This is a genomic window from Streptococcus mitis, assembly GCF_002096755.1.
GTDB lineage: Bacteria > Bacillota > Bacilli > Lactobacillales > Streptococcaceae > Streptococcus > Streptococcus mitis_AC.
The window spans coordinates 93,757-113,819 of sequence record NZ_NCVF01000026.1; the positions used below are offsets into that span (position 1 = coordinate 93,757).

The 20,063-nt window shown below is 40.3% G+C and carries 22 protein-coding genes and 1 pseudogene; 4 read left to right on the forward strand and 19 right to left on the reverse strand.

Annotated elements, in window-relative coordinates:
- The first annotated feature begins 315 nt into the window (after positions 1 to 315).
- Positions 316 to 603: a DUF3270 domain-containing protein gene (locus B7700_RS08975; protein ID WP_084888426.1), complete on the forward strand. Its 288-nt coding sequence runs from the start codon at positions 316 to 318 to the stop codon at positions 601 to 603.
- Positions 604 to 636: 33 nt separating this feature from the next.
- Here B7700_RS08975 and ciaH read toward each other — a convergent pair whose 3' ends face one another.
- From ciaH to B7700_RS09045, 15 genes and pseudogenes are all read right to left on the reverse strand, one after another.
- The gene (gene ciaH / locus B7700_RS08980; protein WP_084888428.1) at positions 637 to 1,971 is read right to left on the reverse strand and encodes a two-component system sensor histidine kinase CiaH; all 1,335 of its coding nucleotides are present in this window, start codon (positions 1,969 to 1,971) and stop codon (positions 637 to 639) included.
- Complete coding sequence (ciaR, locus tag B7700_RS08985; protein WP_023946427.1) at positions 1,961 to 2,635, reverse strand: two-component system response regulator CiaR; 675 nt, start codon at positions 2,633 to 2,635, stop codon at positions 1,961 to 1,963. The genes ciaH and ciaR overlap by 11 nt, the downstream gene beginning before the upstream one ends.
- A gap of 106 nt (positions 2,636 to 2,741) precedes the next feature.
- A complete protein-coding gene (locus B7700_RS08990) occupies positions 2,742 to 5,288 on the reverse strand; it encodes a M1 family metallopeptidase (protein ID WP_023946425.1) in 2,547 nt (848 codons plus the stop codon).
- Positions 5,289 to 5,410: 122 nt separating this feature from the next.
- Positions 5,411 to 5,851 (reverse strand): ASCH domain-containing protein, encoded by a 441-nt coding sequence (locus B7700_RS08995; RefSeq protein WP_004256502.1) that lies wholly within the window; start codon positions 5,849 to 5,851, stop codon positions 5,411 to 5,413.
- Positions 5,820 to 6,695 carry a putative PEP-binding protein gene (locus B7700_RS09000; RefSeq protein WP_084888430.1) on the reverse strand — a complete coding sequence of 292 codons (876 nt, stop codon included), beginning with the start codon at positions 6,693 to 6,695 and terminating at the stop codon, positions 5,820 to 5,822. The genes B7700_RS08995 and B7700_RS09000 overlap by 32 nt, the downstream gene beginning before the upstream one ends.
- Positions 6,673 to 6,819: pseudogene (locus B7700_RS11355) on the reverse strand (NUDIX hydrolase); the annotation flags it as partial. The gene B7700_RS09000 and the pseudogene B7700_RS11355, both read right to left, overlap by 23 nt.
- Before the next feature lie 4 nt (positions 6,820 to 6,823).
- The gene (locus B7700_RS09005) at positions 6,824 to 7,522 is read right to left on the reverse strand and encodes a 3-oxoacyl-ACP reductase (protein ID WP_084888432.1); all 699 of its coding nucleotides are present in this window, start codon (positions 7,520 to 7,522) and stop codon (positions 6,824 to 6,826) included.
- Positions 7,515 to 7,751, reverse strand: coding sequence for a DUF2829 domain-containing protein (locus tag B7700_RS09010; RefSeq protein ID WP_000141913.1), 237 nt, complete (start codon positions 7,749 to 7,751; stop codon positions 7,515 to 7,517). The genes B7700_RS09005 and B7700_RS09010 overlap by 8 nt, the downstream gene beginning before the upstream one ends.
- 96 nt (positions 7,752 to 7,847) lie before the next feature.
- A complete protein-coding gene (locus tag B7700_RS09015) occupies positions 7,848 to 8,774 on the reverse strand; it encodes an aldo/keto reductase (protein WP_084888434.1) in 927 nt (308 codons plus the stop codon).
- Between the two features lie 74 nt (positions 8,775 to 8,848).
- Positions 8,849 to 9,664 (reverse strand): hypothetical protein, encoded by an 816-nt coding sequence (locus B7700_RS09020; RefSeq protein ID WP_084888436.1) that lies wholly within the window; start codon positions 9,662 to 9,664, stop codon positions 8,849 to 8,851.
- A gap of 3 nt (positions 9,665 to 9,667) precedes the next feature.
- Positions 9,668 to 9,988, reverse strand: a complete 321-nt coding sequence (locus tag B7700_RS09025; RefSeq protein WP_000665421.1) for a PadR family transcriptional regulator — start codon at positions 9,986 to 9,988, stop codon at positions 9,668 to 9,670.
- A 132-nt stretch (positions 9,989 to 10,120) separates the two neighbouring features.
- Positions 10,121 to 12,118: a methionine--tRNA ligase gene (metG, locus tag B7700_RS09030; protein WP_084888438.1), complete on the reverse strand. Its 1,998-nt coding sequence runs from the start codon at positions 12,116 to 12,118 to the stop codon at positions 10,121 to 10,123.
- 126 nt (positions 12,119 to 12,244) lie between these two features.
- A complete protein-coding gene (locus B7700_RS09035) occupies positions 12,245 to 13,504 on the reverse strand; it encodes an ABC transporter permease (protein WP_024058004.1) in 1,260 nt (419 codons plus the stop codon).
- 1 nt (position 13,505) lies between these two features.
- Positions 13,506 to 14,207 (reverse strand): ABC transporter ATP-binding protein, encoded by a 702-nt coding sequence (locus B7700_RS09040; RefSeq protein WP_084888441.1) that lies wholly within the window; start codon positions 14,205 to 14,207, stop codon positions 13,506 to 13,508.
- The gene (locus tag B7700_RS09045) at positions 14,191 to 15,399 is read right to left on the reverse strand and encodes an efflux RND transporter periplasmic adaptor subunit (RefSeq protein ID WP_192855687.1); all 1,209 of its coding nucleotides are present in this window, start codon (positions 15,397 to 15,399) and stop codon (positions 14,191 to 14,193) included. The genes B7700_RS09040 and B7700_RS09045 overlap by 17 nt, the downstream gene beginning before the upstream one ends.
- Positions 15,400 to 15,687: 288 nt before the next feature.
- Between B7700_RS09045 and gor the strand changes: the two genes are divergently transcribed.
- Both gor and B7700_RS09055 read left to right on the forward strand, forming a co-directional pair.
- The gene (gene gor / locus B7700_RS09050; protein ID WP_084888445.1) at positions 15,688 to 17,034 is read left to right on the forward strand and encodes a glutathione-disulfide reductase; all 1,347 of its coding nucleotides are present in this window, start codon (positions 15,688 to 15,690) and stop codon (positions 17,032 to 17,034) included.
- Between the two features lie 196 nt (positions 17,035 to 17,230).
- Positions 17,231 to 17,767, forward strand: coding sequence for a biotin transporter BioY (locus B7700_RS09055; RefSeq protein ID WP_084888447.1), 537 nt, complete (start codon positions 17,231 to 17,233; stop codon positions 17,765 to 17,767).
- A gap of 53 nt (positions 17,768 to 17,820) precedes the next feature.
- Here the strand turns inward: B7700_RS09055 and B7700_RS09060 are convergent, their stop codons facing one another.
- Entirely contained in the window at positions 17,821 to 18,036 is a 216-nt protein-coding gene (locus B7700_RS09060; RefSeq protein WP_000807437.1) for a YdbC family protein, read from the reverse strand.
- A 98-nt stretch (positions 18,037 to 18,134) separates the two neighbouring features.
- Between B7700_RS09060 and B7700_RS09065 the strand changes: the two genes are divergently transcribed.
- Positions 18,135 to 18,455 carry a hypothetical protein gene (locus tag B7700_RS09065; RefSeq protein WP_084888448.1) on the forward strand — a complete coding sequence of 107 codons (321 nt, stop codon included), beginning with the start codon at positions 18,135 to 18,137 and terminating at the stop codon, positions 18,453 to 18,455.
- A gap of 30 nt (positions 18,456 to 18,485) precedes the next feature.
- Here B7700_RS09065 and B7700_RS09070 read toward each other — a convergent pair whose 3' ends face one another.
- Genes B7700_RS09070 through rimM form a run of 3 tightly spaced genes read right to left on the reverse strand, consistent with a single transcriptional unit; the run spans position 18,486 to position 20,063 of the window.
- A complete protein-coding gene (locus tag B7700_RS09070) occupies positions 18,486 to 18,824 on the reverse strand; it encodes an ATP cone domain-containing protein (protein ID WP_001196040.1) in 339 nt (112 codons plus the stop codon).
- A gap of 11 nt (positions 18,825 to 18,835) precedes the next feature.
- A complete protein-coding gene (gene trmD / locus B7700_RS09075; RefSeq protein WP_084888451.1) occupies positions 18,836 to 19,555 on the reverse strand; it encodes a tRNA (guanosine(37)-N1)-methyltransferase TrmD in 720 nt (239 codons plus the stop codon).
- On the reverse strand, positions 19,545 to 20,063 hold the full coding sequence (rimM, locus tag B7700_RS09080; protein WP_084888453.1) for a ribosome maturation factor RimM: 519 nt from the start codon (positions 20,061 to 20,063) through the stop codon (positions 19,545 to 19,547). Before rimM ends, trmD begins: the two co-directional genes overlap by 11 nt.

Sequence of the window (20,063 nt, forward strand, 5' to 3'; positions counted from 1 at the left end):
CACTACTATAAAAATAGGAGACAGAAAATCTGTCTCTGTATTCAAAACAAATCTCACTAATCAAATTAAATAAAATCAAGAAAATAAGGAAAGAAATTTTCGTAAAAAAGAATCATTTGGTAGCTCTATTTCCTTGCTAATATAAGCAATTATGAATATTAATAAGTATTTGGTGTCCATCCATCCTATCATTTTCACATTATGGTGTCAAGAAAAGTGATTTTGAAAAGGGACTTTATTCTTATTGTAACCTTTCTGTAATAATTCTCTGCTGAAAAAATGATAAAATAGGTATGTACTGTTAAGGAGAGAATAATGCCCGTAAGAAAATTACAATCCTATGAGGTAGACTATCAAGAAGAATTAAGCCAGCAGGTTCCTCGCTATCAAGATTATATACCTGAAGCGCAATCTGATGCCAATCTCAAGGAAATCCTATTTTTTGTTAATATCGCTGTTTTTTGTATCTGTATTGCTATCTTTAGTTTTATCTTTTTAGCATTAAAATTATCGCCTGCTCTTGCATTTGCCGCAGCAATCGGATCCAGCTTACTTGTTTTAAAAGTTCAGCGCTTTATTATCAAACGAAAACGTAGAAGATAAATCCAAAATATCGCCCCGTCTGGAGCGATATTTTTATTTTTTCTTTTTAGATGGTGTATGGATGGCAATCTTCACTTCAAAGATTGTTCCCTTTGGTTTATTATCTTTAACAGTAATGGTTCCTTTTAGGGCATCTACAATTTGTTTGGCTAGGGATAATCCTAAACCAAAACCACCTTTTTGACGGGTTCTAGCCTTGTCCACTCGATAAAAACGATCAAAAATTTTCTTCTTATCTTCTGCTGAAATACCGACTCCATTGTCGGAAACTAGCAAATAAAGATTACGATCAGTCGCTGAAATCATAAAATCAATCTCACCATCCTCCTCAGTATATTTGATAGCATTATCAAATAGGATGGTCATCAGTTGTTTTAGTAAAAGTTGATCTGTGACAATCGTTCGATGGATGCGATTTTCAAAACGAAAGACACGGTCATTTTCAGAAGCAATCATCTCATAGTTTGTGAAAGTCGTATTGAAAAAACTGGTTGGAACTTCTGCAAGTTCCGGCTTAATTCCATCATCTCTCCGAGCTAAATTCAACAAGTTTGTCGTCAAAAACCGCATATTTCGGACTTCTTCCAAACTCGATGCAATGCTTTCACTCACATCCATAATGGTAGCTTCTGGCTTACGGAAAAGGGTCTCTAAGCGATTTTGCAAAACTGCGAGTGGAGTTCGTAACTCATGACTGGCATTTTCAACAAAGGACTGTTGCTTCTGCATACTCTCAAGCAGAGGACGAACACTGACTCTAGCTAGATAGAGACTGGCAAGCAAAGACAGAATCCAGAAACTTGCCATCACAATCACAATCAATTGCTCATGCTTTTGACTGGCCTGCTCCAACTGACTGGTATTAATCAAGACAGCCGCATACTTGATATTGGTTGAAACCGAACTAATATTCGTTTCCATCAAGATCATGCGATAGATTTCTTCCTGTCCATAGCTATTAAAAACCTGAATCTGATAGATATGGCCTAGTTCTTTTTTCTCTAACTTAATCTTATCCAATCCCAAAAATCGGTTTCCAGAAAGGAGTTGGGTAAAATTCTTATCAAAGAGAATGACCTCTGTATTTGAACTAACATTGGGTTTTATCTCCGTCTTGCTAGCATCTGTAGCGGCATTCTCTAAATCTTTAATCTCTTCTGTTGCCCTATTTACCGCAAGCTGAATAACTGCCTGAGGATTGTTACTCAAGCCATGGAGTGTATCATCCACCGAAGTATAAAGGCTCGAGTGCATGACCTGCAAAATAATCAAGGTCATGGTAGAGAAAATCAGGGTAAAGACACCAAAGTTGCGGATAAAGTAACTAAAGTCATCCGCATACCATGTTTTTTTTAGTTTACTGAACATCTTTTAAAATATACCCAACACTGCGCAAGGTTTGCAAATTCTCTGCAAAAGTGGTTCCTTTTAATTTCTTACGGACTTTTGAAACATAGACTTCAACAACCGAAATCGTTGTATCACTATCAAATCCCCATAAACGATCAAAAATCTGAGTCTTCGGCAAAATAACATTTTGATTTTGAAGGAAATAAACTAGTAAATCCAATTCTTTCCCCAGCAATTCGACAGGAGTATCTTCGACTTTAACGGTATTTGTAGACAGATTAACCACAATATTTCCATAAGTTAAGGTATTTTCATTAAACTTACCTGAACGTTTGAGAAGGGCCTGAATCCGCATTTTGAGTTCTTCTAGGTAGAAAGGTTTGGTCAGATAATCATCCGCTCCTAGTTCAAATCCATGTCCCTTGTCATCCAAACTTTCCTTGGCAGTCATGATCAGAACCGGGGTCGTAATCCCCTTTTCGCGCAATTCTTTCAAGACTTGGAAGCCATTTTTTTCAGGCAACATCAAATCGAGCAAAATCAAATCATAGACGCCACTCTCAGCTTCGTAGAGACCTTCTTCTCCATCAAATACCTGCATGACATCCGCAAAATCGTCTAAAAAGTCAAATACTGAATTTGACAGGCCTAGGTCATCCTCAACTAATAAGATTTTTATCATGAGAAACTCCTCCTTATTAAAACCATTATACCAAATTTGCCTTAAAAAAAACTCAACTCTCTGCATTTTACATGAGATAGCTGAGTTTTCTTTTATTTAGTCTTGATTATTTAGTTCCATACTGAAGAACAACTGCTTCCACTGCAGCTTTTTCACGGTTAATCAAGTCAACACGCGCTGCAATTTCCTTGATTCCCATACCGATGTTACGGCTAAGAGCAAGATCAGAAAGTTGTGGCTCAAAGAATTCCTTGTATTCCGCCAAGCGTTGCTCTGTCTTAAATACATGAGCAGGAAGGATAACAAAGCTATCAAAGCTCATATCTCCTCCAAGAGCTGCCTTGATCCAAGCCCAGTTTTCACGCGCCCAAGACCAAGCTGTTTCCTGAGTTGCTTGATGGTTTAAGAACTGGAAGTACCAAGCAGACAAGTCTTGTGGTTTGACCACAAATTTGTCCTTCCAAGAAGCAATCAAGGTTTGGATATTGTCCGCATCTTTACTGTAGGCAAGAGCTGCTGCCAACTGACGTTTAAAGACCGCATCTGTTGCGTGCGTATAAGTATCAAGATAAACTGCTAACAAGTCTTTAGTTTCATGATGTTTCATCTCATTGATCAGAACTTGTGAACGAATGGCTGCTGGAAGTCCTGCAAGATTCTCCTTGTGAGCTGCGAAGATTTGGCTAGCGACTTGACTAGCTTCTGCATCATTTGAGCGAATCATCATAGAAATGGCCAACTGACGAACCAATTCATCCTCATCTGATTCCCCTTCTTTAGCTTCGAAACCAAGACGATCATAGTTGTGACGAGCCAATTTAGCAACTAGTGCTTTGAATGCTTTTTCAGCTTCTGTTTCTTCGTCGATAAAGCGCTCAAGGGCAGAAATCACTTGAGAAACAGCTGAAACCACAAGGTAAGACTCTTCCTTAGCAAGTTTATCAAGGACTGGGAGCAAGTCAGCATAAGAAATGTGCCCTGCTTCAGCAAGCAAGCGACGTTCTTGGACGATTTGCAGTTTGCTTGTGTTATCAAGCTCAACTAGGTCAGCAAGAACTGCATCCAACAAGTCTCCTTGATAGTCGGTAATGTAGTGGGCTGTATTTTCAGTGTTGAGACGAAGAGCTCCTTTGTTTTCAGCAAGAAGAGCTGCGTAGCCAGGGATTTCGATACTTTCAGTTTCAAGTGTATCTGGCAAGCCTTTCCAGTTGCTGTTGAGTGGTACAACCCAGAGGCGGTTCTTATCTTCGTGCTCACCGATGAAGAATTGTTTTTGTGAAATCTTCAAGACATCATTTTCAACTTTGACAGTGAGAACTGGATAACCAGGTTGTTCCAACCAAGAATCCATGAAGGCTGCGACATCACGTCCAGACGCTTGACCAAGAGCATCCCAAAGGTCACGACCAATTGTATTGCTGTATTGATGTTTTTCAAAGTAGGCATGCAAACCTTTGGCAAAATCGGTATCACCTAGCCAACGACGAAGCATGTGCATGAGGCGACTTCCTTTGGCATAGACGATAGCGCCATCAAATAGTGTATTGATTTCGTCTGGATGTTTCACTTCGACGTGAACAGACTGAACACCATCAGTCGCGTCACGTTTCAAGGCAGATGGAACACCACCTGTTTGGAAATCTTCAAAGATATTCCAGCTTGGTTCAATAGCATCCACACAGACGTACTCCATCATGTTAGCAAAGCTTTCATTGAGCCAAAGGTCATCCCACCATTTCATAGTTACCAGGTTACCAAACCATTGGTGAGCCAATTCATGGGCCACAACAAGAGCAACTTGTTGACGGCTGGCAAAGGTAGAGTTCTCATCCACAACCAAGTAAACTTCACGGTAGGTCACAAGACCCCAGTTTTCCATAGCTCCAGCTGAGAAGTCAGGAAGGGCGATGTGGAGAGATTGAGGAATCGGGTACTTAACTCCATAGTAATCTTCGTAAAACTCGATAGAGCGAACAGCGATATCCAGTGAGAAATCAAGGTTAGATAGTGGGTGGGCTTTGGTTGAATAAACACCTACGAGGGTACCGTTTTTAGTTTTCGCTGTTACCCCTTGCAAATCACCTGCTACAAAGGCTAACAAGTAAGAAGACATGCGAGGTGTTGTCTCAAACTTCCAGATACCTGTTTCCTTACGTTTTTCAACATCGATTTCTGGCATGTTAGACAAGGCCAATTCACCTTCTGCTTGATCAAAACGTAAAGAGAGGTCAAAAGTTGCTTTGGCTTCTGGCTCATCCACACATGGGAAGGCTTCGCGCGCAAAATGACTCTCGAACTGAGTAGACAAGACTTCCTTCTTGACTCCATCAACTGTGTAATAAGAAGGGTAAATCCCTGTCATGTTGTCTGTAATTTTTCCTGAGAAAGCGATAACCACTTCAACTTGACCAGCCTCAGCTAATTCGATATGAAGGGCTTCATTGTCATGGTCAACTGTAAATGGGCGAGCTTGACCTGCAACTTCTACAGAAGCGATTTCCAAGTCTTTTTGGTGAAGGGAAATACGATCACTCTGTGCTTGACCAGTGATGGTCACCTTCCCTGAAAACGTCTTGGTCTCACGACTCAAGTCTAAAAATAGATCATAATGTTCAGGAACAAATTGCTTAATAAAATGTTCAACTGCTTGCATAATTTTCTCCTATTCTAAGTTTAAGAGCTAAAGCTCTTCTTCAAACAAACTTATTATATCATGTTTTGCTTAAGAAAAAAGGATTGGACGGCGATTTCCAAAACTTTCTTCCTTCTAATAGTCTACAGTGGGTAGACCTTGCGAAATTCTTCTAAAACAACCTTGCTGTCAGGTGTAAAAGTCAGTCCTTCTTCTCTCAGCCACTCGGCGAAACAATCCTCATGAACCTGACGCCAATAGGCTAGGGATTTGTCACCTTCTCCTTCCTTAAAGGCATGTTGAGCAGAAACTTGATTGAAGGGCTGGACAGAAACCTTTGTAATTTTGACAATACAGACAGCCTGATTTTGACTATCTAAAATGACATCAAAAGTTCCTTCTTGAGGAAGAGACTCGGCTTCTAGTGCATAAAGGTCGTAGGCTGATGCTGTTGCTTTTTTTTCGCCTTTTAAAACCAAATCTGCTAAAAGGTCTGGTTCCACTCCAAAAGCCCAAGCATCGATTTCATCTCCTATAGAGGGGTTGATTTTCTTATATGCATTCCACATTTCTTGCGGTGTCATGGGTGCTCCTTTGTAATTTTTTACTTTCTTCTTTTATGTGTTTAAGATGATCTGGATGGTCAATTTCTAAATCAAAAATCTCTAGAATAGAACTGTAGTGAATAATGCATTCGATACCCATCTGATTCATTTTTTGTATGAAAGAAGTATTCAGATAGCCTGCTACAGCAAAATCAATCTTTTCCATCCTTGCTTTATCCTGCATCTGTATTAACATATCTAACATAATTGGACTTTCCATATCATGCCATTGACTGTTTCTCACAGTGGCAAAAACAAAAGAAGTCAAATCATTCATTCCAACTACAATCTTTGAAATATCAGCTTCCAGTATGCTGTCCAAGTCAAAATATGCTGACGGTAATTCAATCATCGTGGCAATTTTCCCAGTAAAACCCTGCTGACGCAATACTGTAATAGCTTGCTTTAACTGCTCAGCATCATTGACAAAAGGAAAGATAACAGATAGATTGGGATTGTTTTGATAAACTTCTGTAACGACATGTGCTTCAGCCTGAAATTCATCCGGACACGCCAGCAAACGCCTCGTTCCTCTATATCCAAACAAGGGATGATTTTCATCAAAATACTCTTTAGTCCCCTTTAGACAATTAGCTTCTGTATTCGTTAATTCAGAAAAACGATACCAAACTTCCTTACCTGAGTACAGGGAGCAAATAGTATCAAGATAATCTTTCACAAATTTCTGGCAACTTGGTAGTAGTATGTTTTGGTTGAGTTCTCTCAACAAGTATTCCCCACGAATCATGCCAACATGATGAAATAGTTGTGGGTAAACTTTTTCATCAAGTTTTTCGCCACTAAGAGCAAGTTGCTTCCTCATCGTTCACCTTCCAATTCATGTAAGAAGTCTTGTCCAGTTCTGGAAATCCTAATAATTCAGACTTAACCTTCAAGACTAATGGCGATGCATTTTCTTCTGTGATTTCTTGAATATCCAGCCAAATCCTCCTATTTCAAAGACCAGCCACCATCTATTGTCAGAATTTGTCCTTGCATGGCGCTTGCTTTTCCACTTGCTAAGAAAAGGCTAATCTCTGCTATCTCCTCTGGTTCAATCCAGCGCTTGATTGGTGTTTCACTAGCGACCCAGGCAGCCAATCCACCTGGCTCAAAATCCGCAGCGGTCATAGCTGTCTTGACTGCTCCTGGAGCGATACCAAAGACCTGAATCCCAGCTTCAGCATAATCTAGAGCCAACTGCTTGGTAAATCCAGCCAAGGCGTGCTTCGAAGAAGTATAGGCATGTCCACCTCCACCTGCTAGGCTAGAAGCAATGGAGCACATATTGATAATAATCCCTTTTTTATTCTCCAACATTTGAGTCAAATAATACCGAGTCAACTCAACAGGAGTCACGTAGTTGATTTCAAAAATCTCATGAATTTCCTGCGCTGATTGTTCCAAAAGTGGTTTGTAATCATCCAAAACTCCAGCAGTATTGCACAAAACATCAACCTGAGGACACCAATCAAAAATAGGCTCCAAGTTCAAGGTCAAATCTCTCTGTAAAAAGTGGAAATCACCCTCTAAGAGTGGATTTTCACCTTGGTCAACTCCATAAACTTGATAGTCCTTCTCTAAAAAAAGTCGAGCCTGAGCCAGGCCGATCCCTGAACTCACTCCCGTAATCAATACACGTCTAGTCATGCACTTCTACCCAATCCGTCGCCAAAACATCACAAGGTGTCGGACTCCACATGGAAAAACCCTCTCCCTCCCCAGAAACGTTGATTAGGAAATAGGGTGTCACTTCAAGTGCAACCCCATTTTGCTCGATAGTGTCAAAAAGTTGGACATAGTTTTCAGCACCTCCCCAACCAGTTCGTACATATTTTTTCTTAGCCTTTAACCCAGGTAGGATCTCTTCAAATGTCATGTTTTTCTCCTTTGATTCTACTTTCTTCATTTAATTATAGCAAAAAGTCGCTTTGCAACGGCTTTTTGACTGTGATTTATTTACATCTGCTTCTACTTACGGCAAATTATTCCCTGCAGCTAGATAAATTTCATACCATTCTTTTCTTGTTAAGCTAAAGTTTGCCGCTTGGCTAACTTCTCTCAAGTGCTTAGGATTTGTTGTACCTACGACTGCCTGCATTTTTGCTGGATAACGCAATATCCAAGAAATGGCAATAGTTGAAGAGGTTACTCCATATTTAATAGCTAAACGATCAAGTACTTGATTTAAAGCTTGAAATTTCTCATTTCCAACAAAATTCCCTTTAAAATACCCAAATTGTAAGACAGACCATGCTTGAATGACCACATCGTGTAATTTGCAATATTCAAAAATGCTGCCATCTCGCATAGCTGCTTGACTATCTTCCATATTAACATGAAAACCTGATTCGAATCCTGGAGTAAAAGCCGCACTCAATTGTAACTGATTAACAGCTAACGGCTGCTTGACATCTTTTTTAAGCAACTCCATCATCATAGGATTTTGATTAGAAACTCCAAAATCTCGAACTTTACCTTGTTTATAAAGGAGATCAAAGGCTTCTGCTACTTGGTCAGATTCCATCAAAGCATCTGGTCGATGAAGAAGCAAGCTATCTAGATGATCAATCTTCAATCTTTGCAAAATTCCATCAACTGATTTTATAATATAGTCCTTAGAAAAATCAAAATAAGTAAATTCTTCAATGCGAATGCCACATTTGGACTGAATCCACATCTTTTCTCTTAAATCTGGACGATTTTTTAGGACAAGACCTAACAGTTCTTCACAACGACCACGACCATAAATATCAGCCAAGTCAAAAGCATTGATTCCAACAGACAGTGCTGTTTCTACAAGCTCTTCAACTTCTTTTACAGACTTATCTTTTATTCTCATCATTCCGAGAACAATTTCTGATAATTCTTTGTCATCTTGACCAAGAGTTATGTATCTCATCAAATTTTTCTCCTTAAATTTCTAACATTCTTTCCTTCATTATAACAAAAAACCGCTTTGCAACGGCTTTTTGACTATATTTCACTCCATTTTATCTTCTTAAACCCACGGAAAAAGAGAAAGATTCCAATAAATAGGACAGCTAAAGGAATGATTTTTGTGAGGAAAGCATTTGAAATGCCCATCCACTCATAGTAACGGAGCAGAAAAACTACAATAAGGTGGGCAACAATCATACTGTTAAAGGGACGAAAAAACTCTTCTTTCCAATTCCAAACACTGATGACCAGCGAAATTGTAAAGACAGATAAACTATCCCAGGGAGCAGGAAGATAAAAGGCCCCTTCTTGTATGAAACTTGCCATTCCTACATATCCTAGAACAACTAGAAGAACTATACTCCCAACGACAATATAAGTGCCAATTTTCATCTTAGGAGAATCTTGGACTAAGCTCCAACGTAAGATTGTAGCCACAAGCCCAAATCCAATCAGAAAAAGAAGAAGTTGCCCTAAAAACGTGAGCAAATTAACTGTTAAGAGAGGGCCTTTCGAAAAATCGCTTAGTAGTTGATAATAACGTAATACCGCTAGGACAAGGATTGGCGTCAACAGTGACTCCTTGATCGAACTGCGTGGCGCTTCCTTGAGAATCTCTTTCATTATTTTTTTAGGATTCTTACCTAGATAATCCTCTGCACTCATGCCATCTCGTTCTGCTTCTGAGAAATCTAACATCATCAAATAGATTTGCTCTCTGAGATAGTCCTCATCATAGAGAAATCCAGCAAGATTAAAACTATCCCACAGCTCCTCAAAATACTGCTGATTCTCCTCAGAAAACTCATGCAACAAAGCGCTTGTTTCTTCATAATACTTCATTTTCTTCATGGTTTACCCTCCATTCTTAATTCCTTCTACTTTTTGACTCAAATCGTCCCATTGTTGCCAAAAGACCGAGACACGATCTTCTCCTTCTTTCGTTAACGAAAAATACTTCCGATCTGGACCATCTGGCGACGGGCGCATGTCGCCTCTTATCCATTGATTTTTTTCTAACTTTTGCAACAAAGGATAAATAGTTCCTGGAACGATAGTATCAAATCCAGCCTCTCGCAAAGTCTGAACCAACTCATAACCATATCGCTCTTTTTGACCAATCATATCCAAGACACAACCTTCAAGAACACCTTTTAATAGTTGAGTTTCTTTCATCCCTTCTCCCTTCTAATCTATTTGGTAATACCTACTAGTGACTTCATCTATAATATACCACTTTCACACTAGTTTGTAAAGCATAATAGTTAAATAAAAAACAGAACTAGCATGAACTAGTCCTGTATACTTTTACCCAATCACACTTCCATTCGGTACAGCTGAGTCAACTGTGAGAAGGGTTAATTTTCCATCATGTTCAGCTGATAGGATCATACCTTGACTGACATATTTCTTCATCATTTTACGTGGTTTGAGATTGGCAACGATTTGAACTTTCTTGCCGACCAATTCTTGTTCGTTTGGATAGTATTTTGCAATTCCTGAAAGAATTTGACGATCTTCTCCATCACCAGCATCCAGACGGAATTGAAGTAACTTATCAGAACCTTCCACTTTAGAAACTTCTCTGACTTCTGCAACGCGGATTTCAACCTTGTCAAAGTCTTCAAACTTGATTTCTTCCTTGTTTAGTTTGAGTTCAACTTCGTCTGGGTTCCACTCTTTTTCGACTGCTGGTTTGTTGCCTTCCATTTGTTCCTTGATATAGGCGATTTCTTCTTCCATATCCAGACGTGGGAAGATTGGTGTTCCTTTGGCAACTACAGTCACACCAGCAGGGAAATCAGCCAAACTCAAGTTTTCAAGGCTAGAAACTTCTGCTAGACCAAGTTGAGTCAAGACTGCACGACTGGTTTCCATCATAAATGGCTCAATCAAGTGAGCAACGACACGAAGGCTGGCTGCCAAGTGGCTCATAACACTTGCCAATTGGTCGCGGAGTGCTTCATCTTTTGCCAAGACCCACGGAGCTGTCTCGTCTATGTATTTATTAGTACGTGAGATAAGGGTCCAGACTGCTTCAAGTGCACGTGGGTAGTCAACTGCTTCCATGTAGGTGTGGTAGTCAGCGATTGATTGTTCTGCAACGTCAGCAAGAGCATGATCAAACTCTGTCACACCTTCCACATAGGCTGGGATTTGCCCATCAAAGTACTTGTTAATCATAGAAACCGTACGGTTGAGGAGGTTTCCAAGGTCATTGGCTAATTCATAATTGATACGGCCGACATAGTCTTCAGGAGTAAAGGTTCCGTCAGAACCAACTGGAAGGCTACGCATGAGGTAGTAACGAAGCGGATCTAGTCCATAGCGCTCTACCAACATTTCAGGATAGACCACATTCCCTTTAGACTTAGACATTTTTCCGTCTTTCATAACAAACCAACCATGACCAATCAAACGTTCTGGCAATTTGATATCCAACATCATAAGAAGAATTGGCCAGTAGATTGAGTGGAAACGAAGAATATCTTTCCCTACCATATGGAAGACTGTTCCGTTCCAGAACTTATCAAAGTTAGCGTGTTCATCTTGATCGTAGCCAAGAGCTGTCACATAGTTGAGCAAAGCATCAAACCAAACATAGACAACGTGTTTTGGATTAGATGGGACTGGTACACCCCAGGTAAAAGTCGTACGAGAAACCGCCAAATCTTCTAAACCTGGCTCGATGAAGTTGCGAAGCATTTCATTGAGACGACCATCAGGAGTAATAAATTCAGGATGAGACTTGAAAAATTCTACCAAGCGGTCTTGGTATTTGCTGAGGCGAAGGAAGTATGATTCCTCAGAAACCCATTCCACTTCGTGACCTGATGGAGCTATTCCTCCAGTTACATTTCCAGCTTCGTCACGGAAAACTTCTGCCAGCTGGCTCTCTGTAAAGAATTCCTCATCTGAGACTGAATACCAACCAGAGTATTCACCTAGGTAGATGTCATCTTGAGCCAGCAAGCGTTCAAAGACCTGCGCCACTACCTTTTCATGGTAATCATCCGTTGTGCGGATAAATTTATCATAAGAGATATCTAGTAATTGCCAGAGTTCTTTGACTCCAACAGCCATACCATCAACGTAGGATTGTGGTGTAATTCCAGCTTCTTCAGCTTTCTGCTGGATTTTCTGACCATGCTCATCAAGACCTGTCAAATAAAAGACATCGTAGCCCATCAGGCGTTTGTAACGTGCTAGGACATCACAAGCGATGGTTGTGTAGGCAGAACCGATATGAAGTTTACCAGATGGATAGTAAATCGGCGTTGTAATATAAAAATTCTTTCCAGACATAATTTTTCCTTTCCAGGCAAATGAAACCTGTTTTTCTAACACTTCATTATATCACATTTTTAATAAATTTCGATAGGGAAATCCATACAAAAACAAGATAGACAAATGTCCATCTTGTTGTTCTTCTTATTCATAACGAAGGGCTTCGATTGGATCAAGTTTCGATGCCTTATTGGCTGGCAAGACCCCAAAAATCATACCAACACTAGCCGAAACTGCAAGACTAAATAGGGCAACTGGGATTGATACTCCTACTTCTATACCCGCAATCAAACCTTGTAACAGTATACCAGCTATAGCGGTCAAGCCTGTCGCAATTGTCAAACCAATGACTCCGCCTAGCAAGGTCAAAATCATGGATTCAATCAAAAACTGAATCAAAATATTAGCACGTGTTGCACCTAAAGCCTTACGGAGACCAATCTCACGCGTACGCTCCGTCACCGAAACAAGCATAATGTTCATAACACCAGTCCCTCCAACAAAGAGAGAAATTCCTGCGATGGCACTAATAATCGTAGTTATAAATCCAAAAAGTTGTTGTACTTCTTGGAAGGCTGCAGTCGCATCTGCCACCTGATACTCCCCTTGCTGAAGACCAGCAATCTCGGTCATTTTTCTAGCTAATTCTGGTCCTACAGTTGGTGTCAAACTGGTATCATTAACTCGGAAAACAATATCAGAAATTTCATCCATATTGAAGTTATTGGCAAGAGAAATATTAGTCGTAATGGGAAGTCCACCAATACCAAATGTCTTGACAGCCTTGGCCTCATCGCTAGTATAAACACCAATAACACGATAGCTAAAACCACCAACATCTATAATCTGGTTAACAGCTTCTTGAGCTGACCCAAACAGGCTATTAGCAAGTTCCTGGTCTAGCAAAATGACACTGGCCACATCTTTATAATCCTGAGCTATAAGACTACGACCTGCAACAATTTCATTTTCAACCGCCTTCATGTAAGTAATATTTCCACCTGTCAAGCTAGCGCGCTCAACCTTTTTATCTTTATAAGACAGGGTCGTATTTGTCGAGTTGGTTACATAGTAACTATCTACACCCTTAAGTTTGGCCGCCTCCTTAACCCAAGCTTCTTGCGGTTTTGGCGGTTCAACATGGACTTCCTCTTCTTTACCAGAGACTGTCAAAGCTGATTGCTTTTGGGTAAAAGAACCATCTTTGCTTTTGATAGGCGAGAAAAAGACATGGATATTCTTCTGTGACTTGGTCATATTTTTATTGATCTGACGAGACATGGAATCTCCCAGAGCCATAATCACAACAACAGATGAAACACCAATGATAATCCCAATCATAGTGAGAAAAGAGCGCATCTTGTGGGCCATGATAGATGAAAAGGCAAATTTCAGATTCTGCATCTTAGTTTTCCTCCTTCTCTAACTGCGAACTGTCAGACGAAATAACTCCATCCCGAATGACAATTTGGCGTTTGGCATAAGCAGCGATCTCAGGCTCATGCGTTACCATGATAATGGTTTTTCCTTCTTTGTTCAAGTCAACCAATAGTTGCATAATTTGATTTCCTGTTTTGGTATCCAAGGCTCCTGTCGGTTCGTCTGCTAAGATAATAGAAGGATTGTTTACCAAGGCACGCGCAATAGCCACACGTTGCTTTTGACCACCAGATAATTCTGAAGGCAAATGGTGACTACGCTCAGTCAATTCAACCTTATCTAGATATTCCTCAGCTAACTTGCGCCGTTTTGAAGCTGAAACTCCTGCATAAATCAAGGGCAATTCTACATTTTGCAGAGCATTAAGTTTGGATAGAAGAAAGAACTGCTGAAAAACAAATCCGATTTGTTGGTTGCGGACCTTGGCTAGTTGTTTTTCACCAAGTCCAGCTACTTCTTGGCCTTCAAGATAATATTCTCCACTGGTTGGTGTATCCAACATGCCGATCGTATTCATCAGAGTGGACTTACCAGAACCAGATGGTCCCATGATGGCAACAAACTCACCCTCATTCACTTCTAGATTGATATTTTTGAGAACCTGCAGTTCTTGGTCACCGTTACGGTAACTTTTGCAGATATTTTTTAAACTAATTAGTTGCTTCATCAGCCTTCACCTCTTTTCCTTCCTCTAGAGAAGACGTTGGGTTACTGATGACCTTGACTCCATTTGTCAGACCTGAAGTGATTTCTTGGTTGTCTGCATCAGCATTGCCCAAACCAACTTCCACTTTCTTGGCCTTTTTCTGCTCGTCAAGTACCCAGACATAGTTCTTATCATTTTCAGTCACAACACTTGTTAAAGGAACCAAAATAGCTTTACTCTTATTCTTGACCTCAACACTTACTGAGAATCCTTGTTTCAAGTCACCGATTTCACTTGTAACATCGATGGTATATGGATATTTAGAACCAGAATTACCACCTGCTGCGGCAGTAGCTGCACTTGCTGCTTCACCATTGTTTTTAGGGTAGTCAGAAATGTAGCTAATCTTACCTGTCCAGCTCTTATCTTGGTAAACTTTAGAAGTAAAGGTTACTTCTTGTCCTACAGAGAGGTTGGCAAGGTTATATTCAGATAGTTCCCCCTTAACTTGCAAGTTTTCATTGCTAACGACATGAACTACCACCTGGCTAGCTCCAGTTGGAGATTTAGAAACATTACGATTGACTTCGACCACAGTTCCCTCTAGGGTACTAAGAACAGTCATTGCATCCAACTGACTTTGAACCTTGCTTAATTGCGCTGCTGCATCTGCACGGGCATCACGAGCATCACCTAGTTGTGCATCAATAGAGGACACTGAATTTCCTGAGACTGGAACTGGAGTTTGGGCTGCTACACCTTCGCCTCCTGCTGGTGTTGGCAACTGTGGAGTCGGAGCTGAAGCGGCTTCATTTCGCGCTTGGTTGAGTTCGTTGATATGACGATCTGCCTTAGCAACTGCTCGACTCGCTGAATCATAGGCCGCCTGGGCTTCTGAACTACTGTACTTGACTAAAGCCTGCCCTTCACTGACCTTATCACCCACAGAAACAAGGATTTCATCTAAATCTCCCTTACTAGCATCAAAATAAACATATTGTTCATTTTTTGCCGTTACTGTCCCTGACAATAAAACAGAGGATGCCACGCTTCCTTCCTTGGCAACAACAAGATGAGTAGCCTCATCTTTTACAGCAGTCTGAGAAGGTTGTCTAAATAGTAAAATCCCTCCAGCACCCAATACAACTACACTGGCAGCACCGATTGCTGCATACAATTGCCACTTTTTAGCTTTACGATTCTTCTTCATAATGAAACTCCTTTTTGATTTAAAGTCCTTAACAATATTATATAAAAATTAGCAAATATAAACAATAACAGTTCAGAACGAAATAATGACATTTCAGGATTTAATTATTGTTCGGATTTTATTTTTTTCATTGTACTAGTTATATAATACACTTTATTTTTCCTTTTTGCAAGCCTTTTCTTTAAATTTTTTTGAACGTAGCAGATTTTTGCAATCAGATAAAAAAAAAGATAGAATATGACTATCAAAAAATGACACTCTACTATTTCAAAGAGTATAAAGGAGTTTTCAATGAGAGAATACGATATCATTGCTATCGGTGGAGGTAGCGGAGGAATTGCTACCATGAACCGTGCTGGTGAACACGGAGCCAAAGCGGCCGTTATTGAGGAAAAGAAACTAGGTGGAACCTGCGTCAACGTCGGCTGTGTTCCTAAAAAAATCATGTGGTACGGGGCACAAATCGCTGAGACTTTCCATCAATTTGGAGAAGACTACGGCTTTAAGACTACTGATCTTAACTTTGACTTTGCAACCCTACGTCGTAATCGTGAAGCCTACATTGATCGCGCTCGTTCTTCTTATGATGGCAGTTTTAAACGCAACGGCGTAGACTTGATTGAAGGTCATGCTGAATTTGTAGATTCTCATACTGTCAGCGTAAATGGTGAACTCATTCGTGCCAAGCATATCGTGATTGCGACTGGTGCTCATCCAAGTATTCCTAATATTCCTGGTGCTGAGCTAGGTGGCTCTTCTGATGATGTATTTGCTTGGGAAGAATTGCCAGAGTCAGTTGCTATTCTAGGCGCTGGTTATATTGCCGTTGAATTAGCTGGCGTACTCCACACCTTTGGTGTCAAGACAGACCTCTTTGTTCGTCGTGATCGTCCTTTACGTGGTTTTGATTCTTACATCGTTGAAGGTCTGGTCAAGGAAATGGAAAGAACAAACTTGCCACTTCATACTCATAAAGTCCCTGTCAAGTTAGAAAAAACTGTTGAAGGCATTACCATTCATTTTGAAGATGGTACTAGTCACACAGCTAGCCAAGTTATCTGGGCTACAGGTCGCCGTCCAAACGTTAAGGGCTTGCAACTTGAAAAATCTGGAGTAACTCTGAATGAACGTGGCTTTATCCAAGTAGATGAATACCAAAATACTGTTGTTGAGGGAATCTACGCTCTAGGTGATGTAACGGGAGAGAAAGAACTGACTCCAGTTGCAATCAAGGCTGGGCGTACCCTATCTGAACGTCTCTTTAACGGAAAAACTACTGCTAAAATGGACTACTCAACTATTCCAACTGTCGTCTTTTCACACCCTGCTATCGGGACTGTTGGTTTGACAGAAGAACAAGCTATCAAAGAATATGGTCAAGACCAAATCAAGGTTTACAAATCAAGCTTTGCATCTATGTACTCTGCCGTTACTAGCAATAGACAAGAATCCCGTTTCAAATTGATCACAGCTGGTTCAGAAGAAAAAGTTGTCGGACTTCATGGAATTGGCTACGGCGTTGATGAAATGATTCAAGGATTTGCTGTTGCTATCAAAATGGGAGCAACCAAGGCTGACTTTGACGCAACTGTGGCGATTCACCCAACTGCATCCGAAGAATTTGTAACCATGCGTTAATCGAAACAAAAGAAGCTGATACAAATGTGTCTGCTTCTTTTTTAATGTCTTACAAATCTACAAAAAAATTATCCAACTTAACCAGTAAGCAAAATCGGCCGTTACAGTTTTTGTTACCTTGTTTTAAAAAATTAGTTGACAATGATTCCTCTATGAGTATAATAGTTACTATACATCAGAAAAGAGGTTAACTATTTTGAAAAAAGCTCACGTTTATGCTATCCCTGCTATTGGGGCTGCTCTCATTGCTGTTTTGGCACAAATCAGTCTTCCAATTGGACCCGTTCCCTTCACTCTGCAAAACTTTGCAATCGGCTTGATTGCTACTGTCTTTAGACCGAGAGAGGCTCTACTTTCTGTTGGACTCTATCTTCTTCTAGGTGCTATCGGTCTTCCTGTCTTTGCAGGAGGTGGAGCTGGTTTTCAGGCTTTAGTTGGTCCTACTGCAGGCTATCTTTGGTTTTATCTCGTTTACTCTGGACTTACTTCCTCTCTAACCAACAGCAAGAGTGGGATTGTCAATATTTTTCTTGCAAACCTCTTGGGTGATGCCCTTGTCTTTGTCGGAGGGATTCTCAGCTTGCATTTCCTAGCTGGAATGGCATTTGAAAAAGCTCTTATTGTGGGGGTATTTCCCTTTATCATCCCAGACCTTGGTAAAATTATTGCTATTAGTTTTATTAGCCGTCCATTACTTCAACGCCTTAAAAATCAGGCTTACTTTGCTAACTAAAAAAGGATATCGAGTTGTCATGACTCAATATCCTTTTCTTTCATTTTGAAAACTTAATTGCCTTTAAAGGCATCCACCATCGTTTGAAATTCTTCATTGGAGAGAGTAATCCCTTTGCCCATTTTAGTATGATCTGGGCTCCAAGCACGAATATCAAACTTTGCAGGAGCACCATTAAAGCTCACACGGTTGATTTCCTTGGTCCAACCTTTTTCGTTTTCAGAAAGAGTCAATAAGTGCTCTTCGATTTTAAATGTAAATTCTGCCATTTTCTTCTCCTTTTTTAGCTTTCATCTGATTATTCGTAAAATCTTGTAGATCTTAGGAAAATTTTATATAATATTGATATAAAAGAAGGGAGGCCACTATGAGACATAAATTCCAGCAAGTTCTAGATAAAATACATGACTTTTTAAATGGACATGACCAACCTGACCAGACTGAAACCAACTCCCTTACAGCCACTATTGAAGAGGCTATCCAGAAACAAACCGCTGTTCACCTTATCTTGTCTGAGACAAGCTTTACAGGTGATATCATCAAATACGATCAGCAACGCCAGCAAATTATCGTGAAAAATTTTGCCAAAAATGTGACCCGTATTATCCGTATAAGCGATATTCAACGCCTGCGATTTGTCCCGTCAACTGTCCAAACAGCCCAAAAGAATAGATTTAAGAAAGAGTGAGATGTAGTTGCTTCATCCCACTCTTTTTTCTTAGCGAATTTGTTCAAAATGTAAATGAACCGCGATATGATCTCCATAACCACTTCTTTCCAAGTCACGTTGTAGACGATAGGAAATGTAGTGTTCTGCAATGGTAATGTAACCTGCACCTAGTAGACGATGTTCAACCATAGACTGAATCATGCTAATGGTAGCACGTTCCACCTTGGCCTCTTCCAAATCCAAAACTACTTTCTTAGTGACTTGTGCAAGGTTTTGACGTAAATCATCTGTCAATACATAGACAGTCTGAGCTGCCTTTAAGATAGCTTGGTAAATCTTATCTGGATTAAATTCAGCAATTTCTCCATCACGTTTGATTACTTGCATAGGTTTCTCCTTTATTCTCTGTTTTCTTTTATTTCTACCAGCATTTTTTCTTCTTCTGCTGTCAGTTGATAATGTTCAAGCAAATCCGGTCTGCGTTCATAGGTTTTCTTTAAACTCTCATACAATCGCCACTGACGAATCTTTTCATGGTGTCCGCTCATCAGAATATCCGGCACAACCATACCTCGATAATCATAGGGACGTGTGTACTGAGGATATTCTAAAAGACCTGAAGAAAAACTATCATCTTGGTGGCTAGACTCCTTGCCAATCACTTCTGGAATCAGGCGAACCGTCGCATCAATCATGGTCATGGCTGCCAACTCTCCACCAGTCAAGACATAGTCCCCCAGGGAAATCTCATCTGTCACCAAGGTCTTAATACGCTCATCATAACCCTCATAGTGCCCACAGATAAAGATTAACTCTTCCTCTTGAGCCAAATCCTCAGCATAGGCCTGATCAAACTGCTTTCCAGCTGGATCGAGGAGAATAACGCGCGGATTTTTCTTTTCAATAGCATCAAAGGAATCGAAAATGGGTTGGGCTCGGAGCAACATCCCCTGACCGCCTCCGTAGGGCTCATCGTCTACATGGCGGGCCTTTTCAGCATTTTCTCGAAAATTATGATACTGGATATCCAAGAGCCCTTTTTCTCGAGCCTTTCCAACAATTGAGTGTTCCAGTGGAGAAAACATTTCTGGAAAGAGGGTTAAAATATCAATCTTCATCGTCTAACCCTTCTAAGATTTCCACATCGACGCGGTTATTAGGAATATCAACATTGAGAACCACTGGTGGGATATAAGGTAATAATAAATCACGCTTTCCTTTCCGCTTGACCACCCAGACATCGTTGGCACCTGGTTGCAGGATTTCCTTGATGGTTCCAATCAAGTTATCACCCTCATAGACTTCCAAACCGATAATCTCGTGATAATAAAATTCACCATCGTCTAGAGCATTTAAATCTTCCTCAGCAACCTTGAGACTGTATCCCTTGTATTTTTCAATAGCATTAATATGGTACATATCTTTGAATTTAATAATGTCAAAGTTCTTCTGTTTACGGTGGCTAGCGATGGTCACTGTTTGAACAAACTGATCTTTTTCATCAAACAAGGCTAGCTCAGTACCTTTTTTAAACCGTTCTTCTGCAAAATCTGTCACAGACAAGACTCGCATCTCACCCTGCAACCCCTGCGTATTGACGATTTTCCCAACATTAAAGTAGTTCAT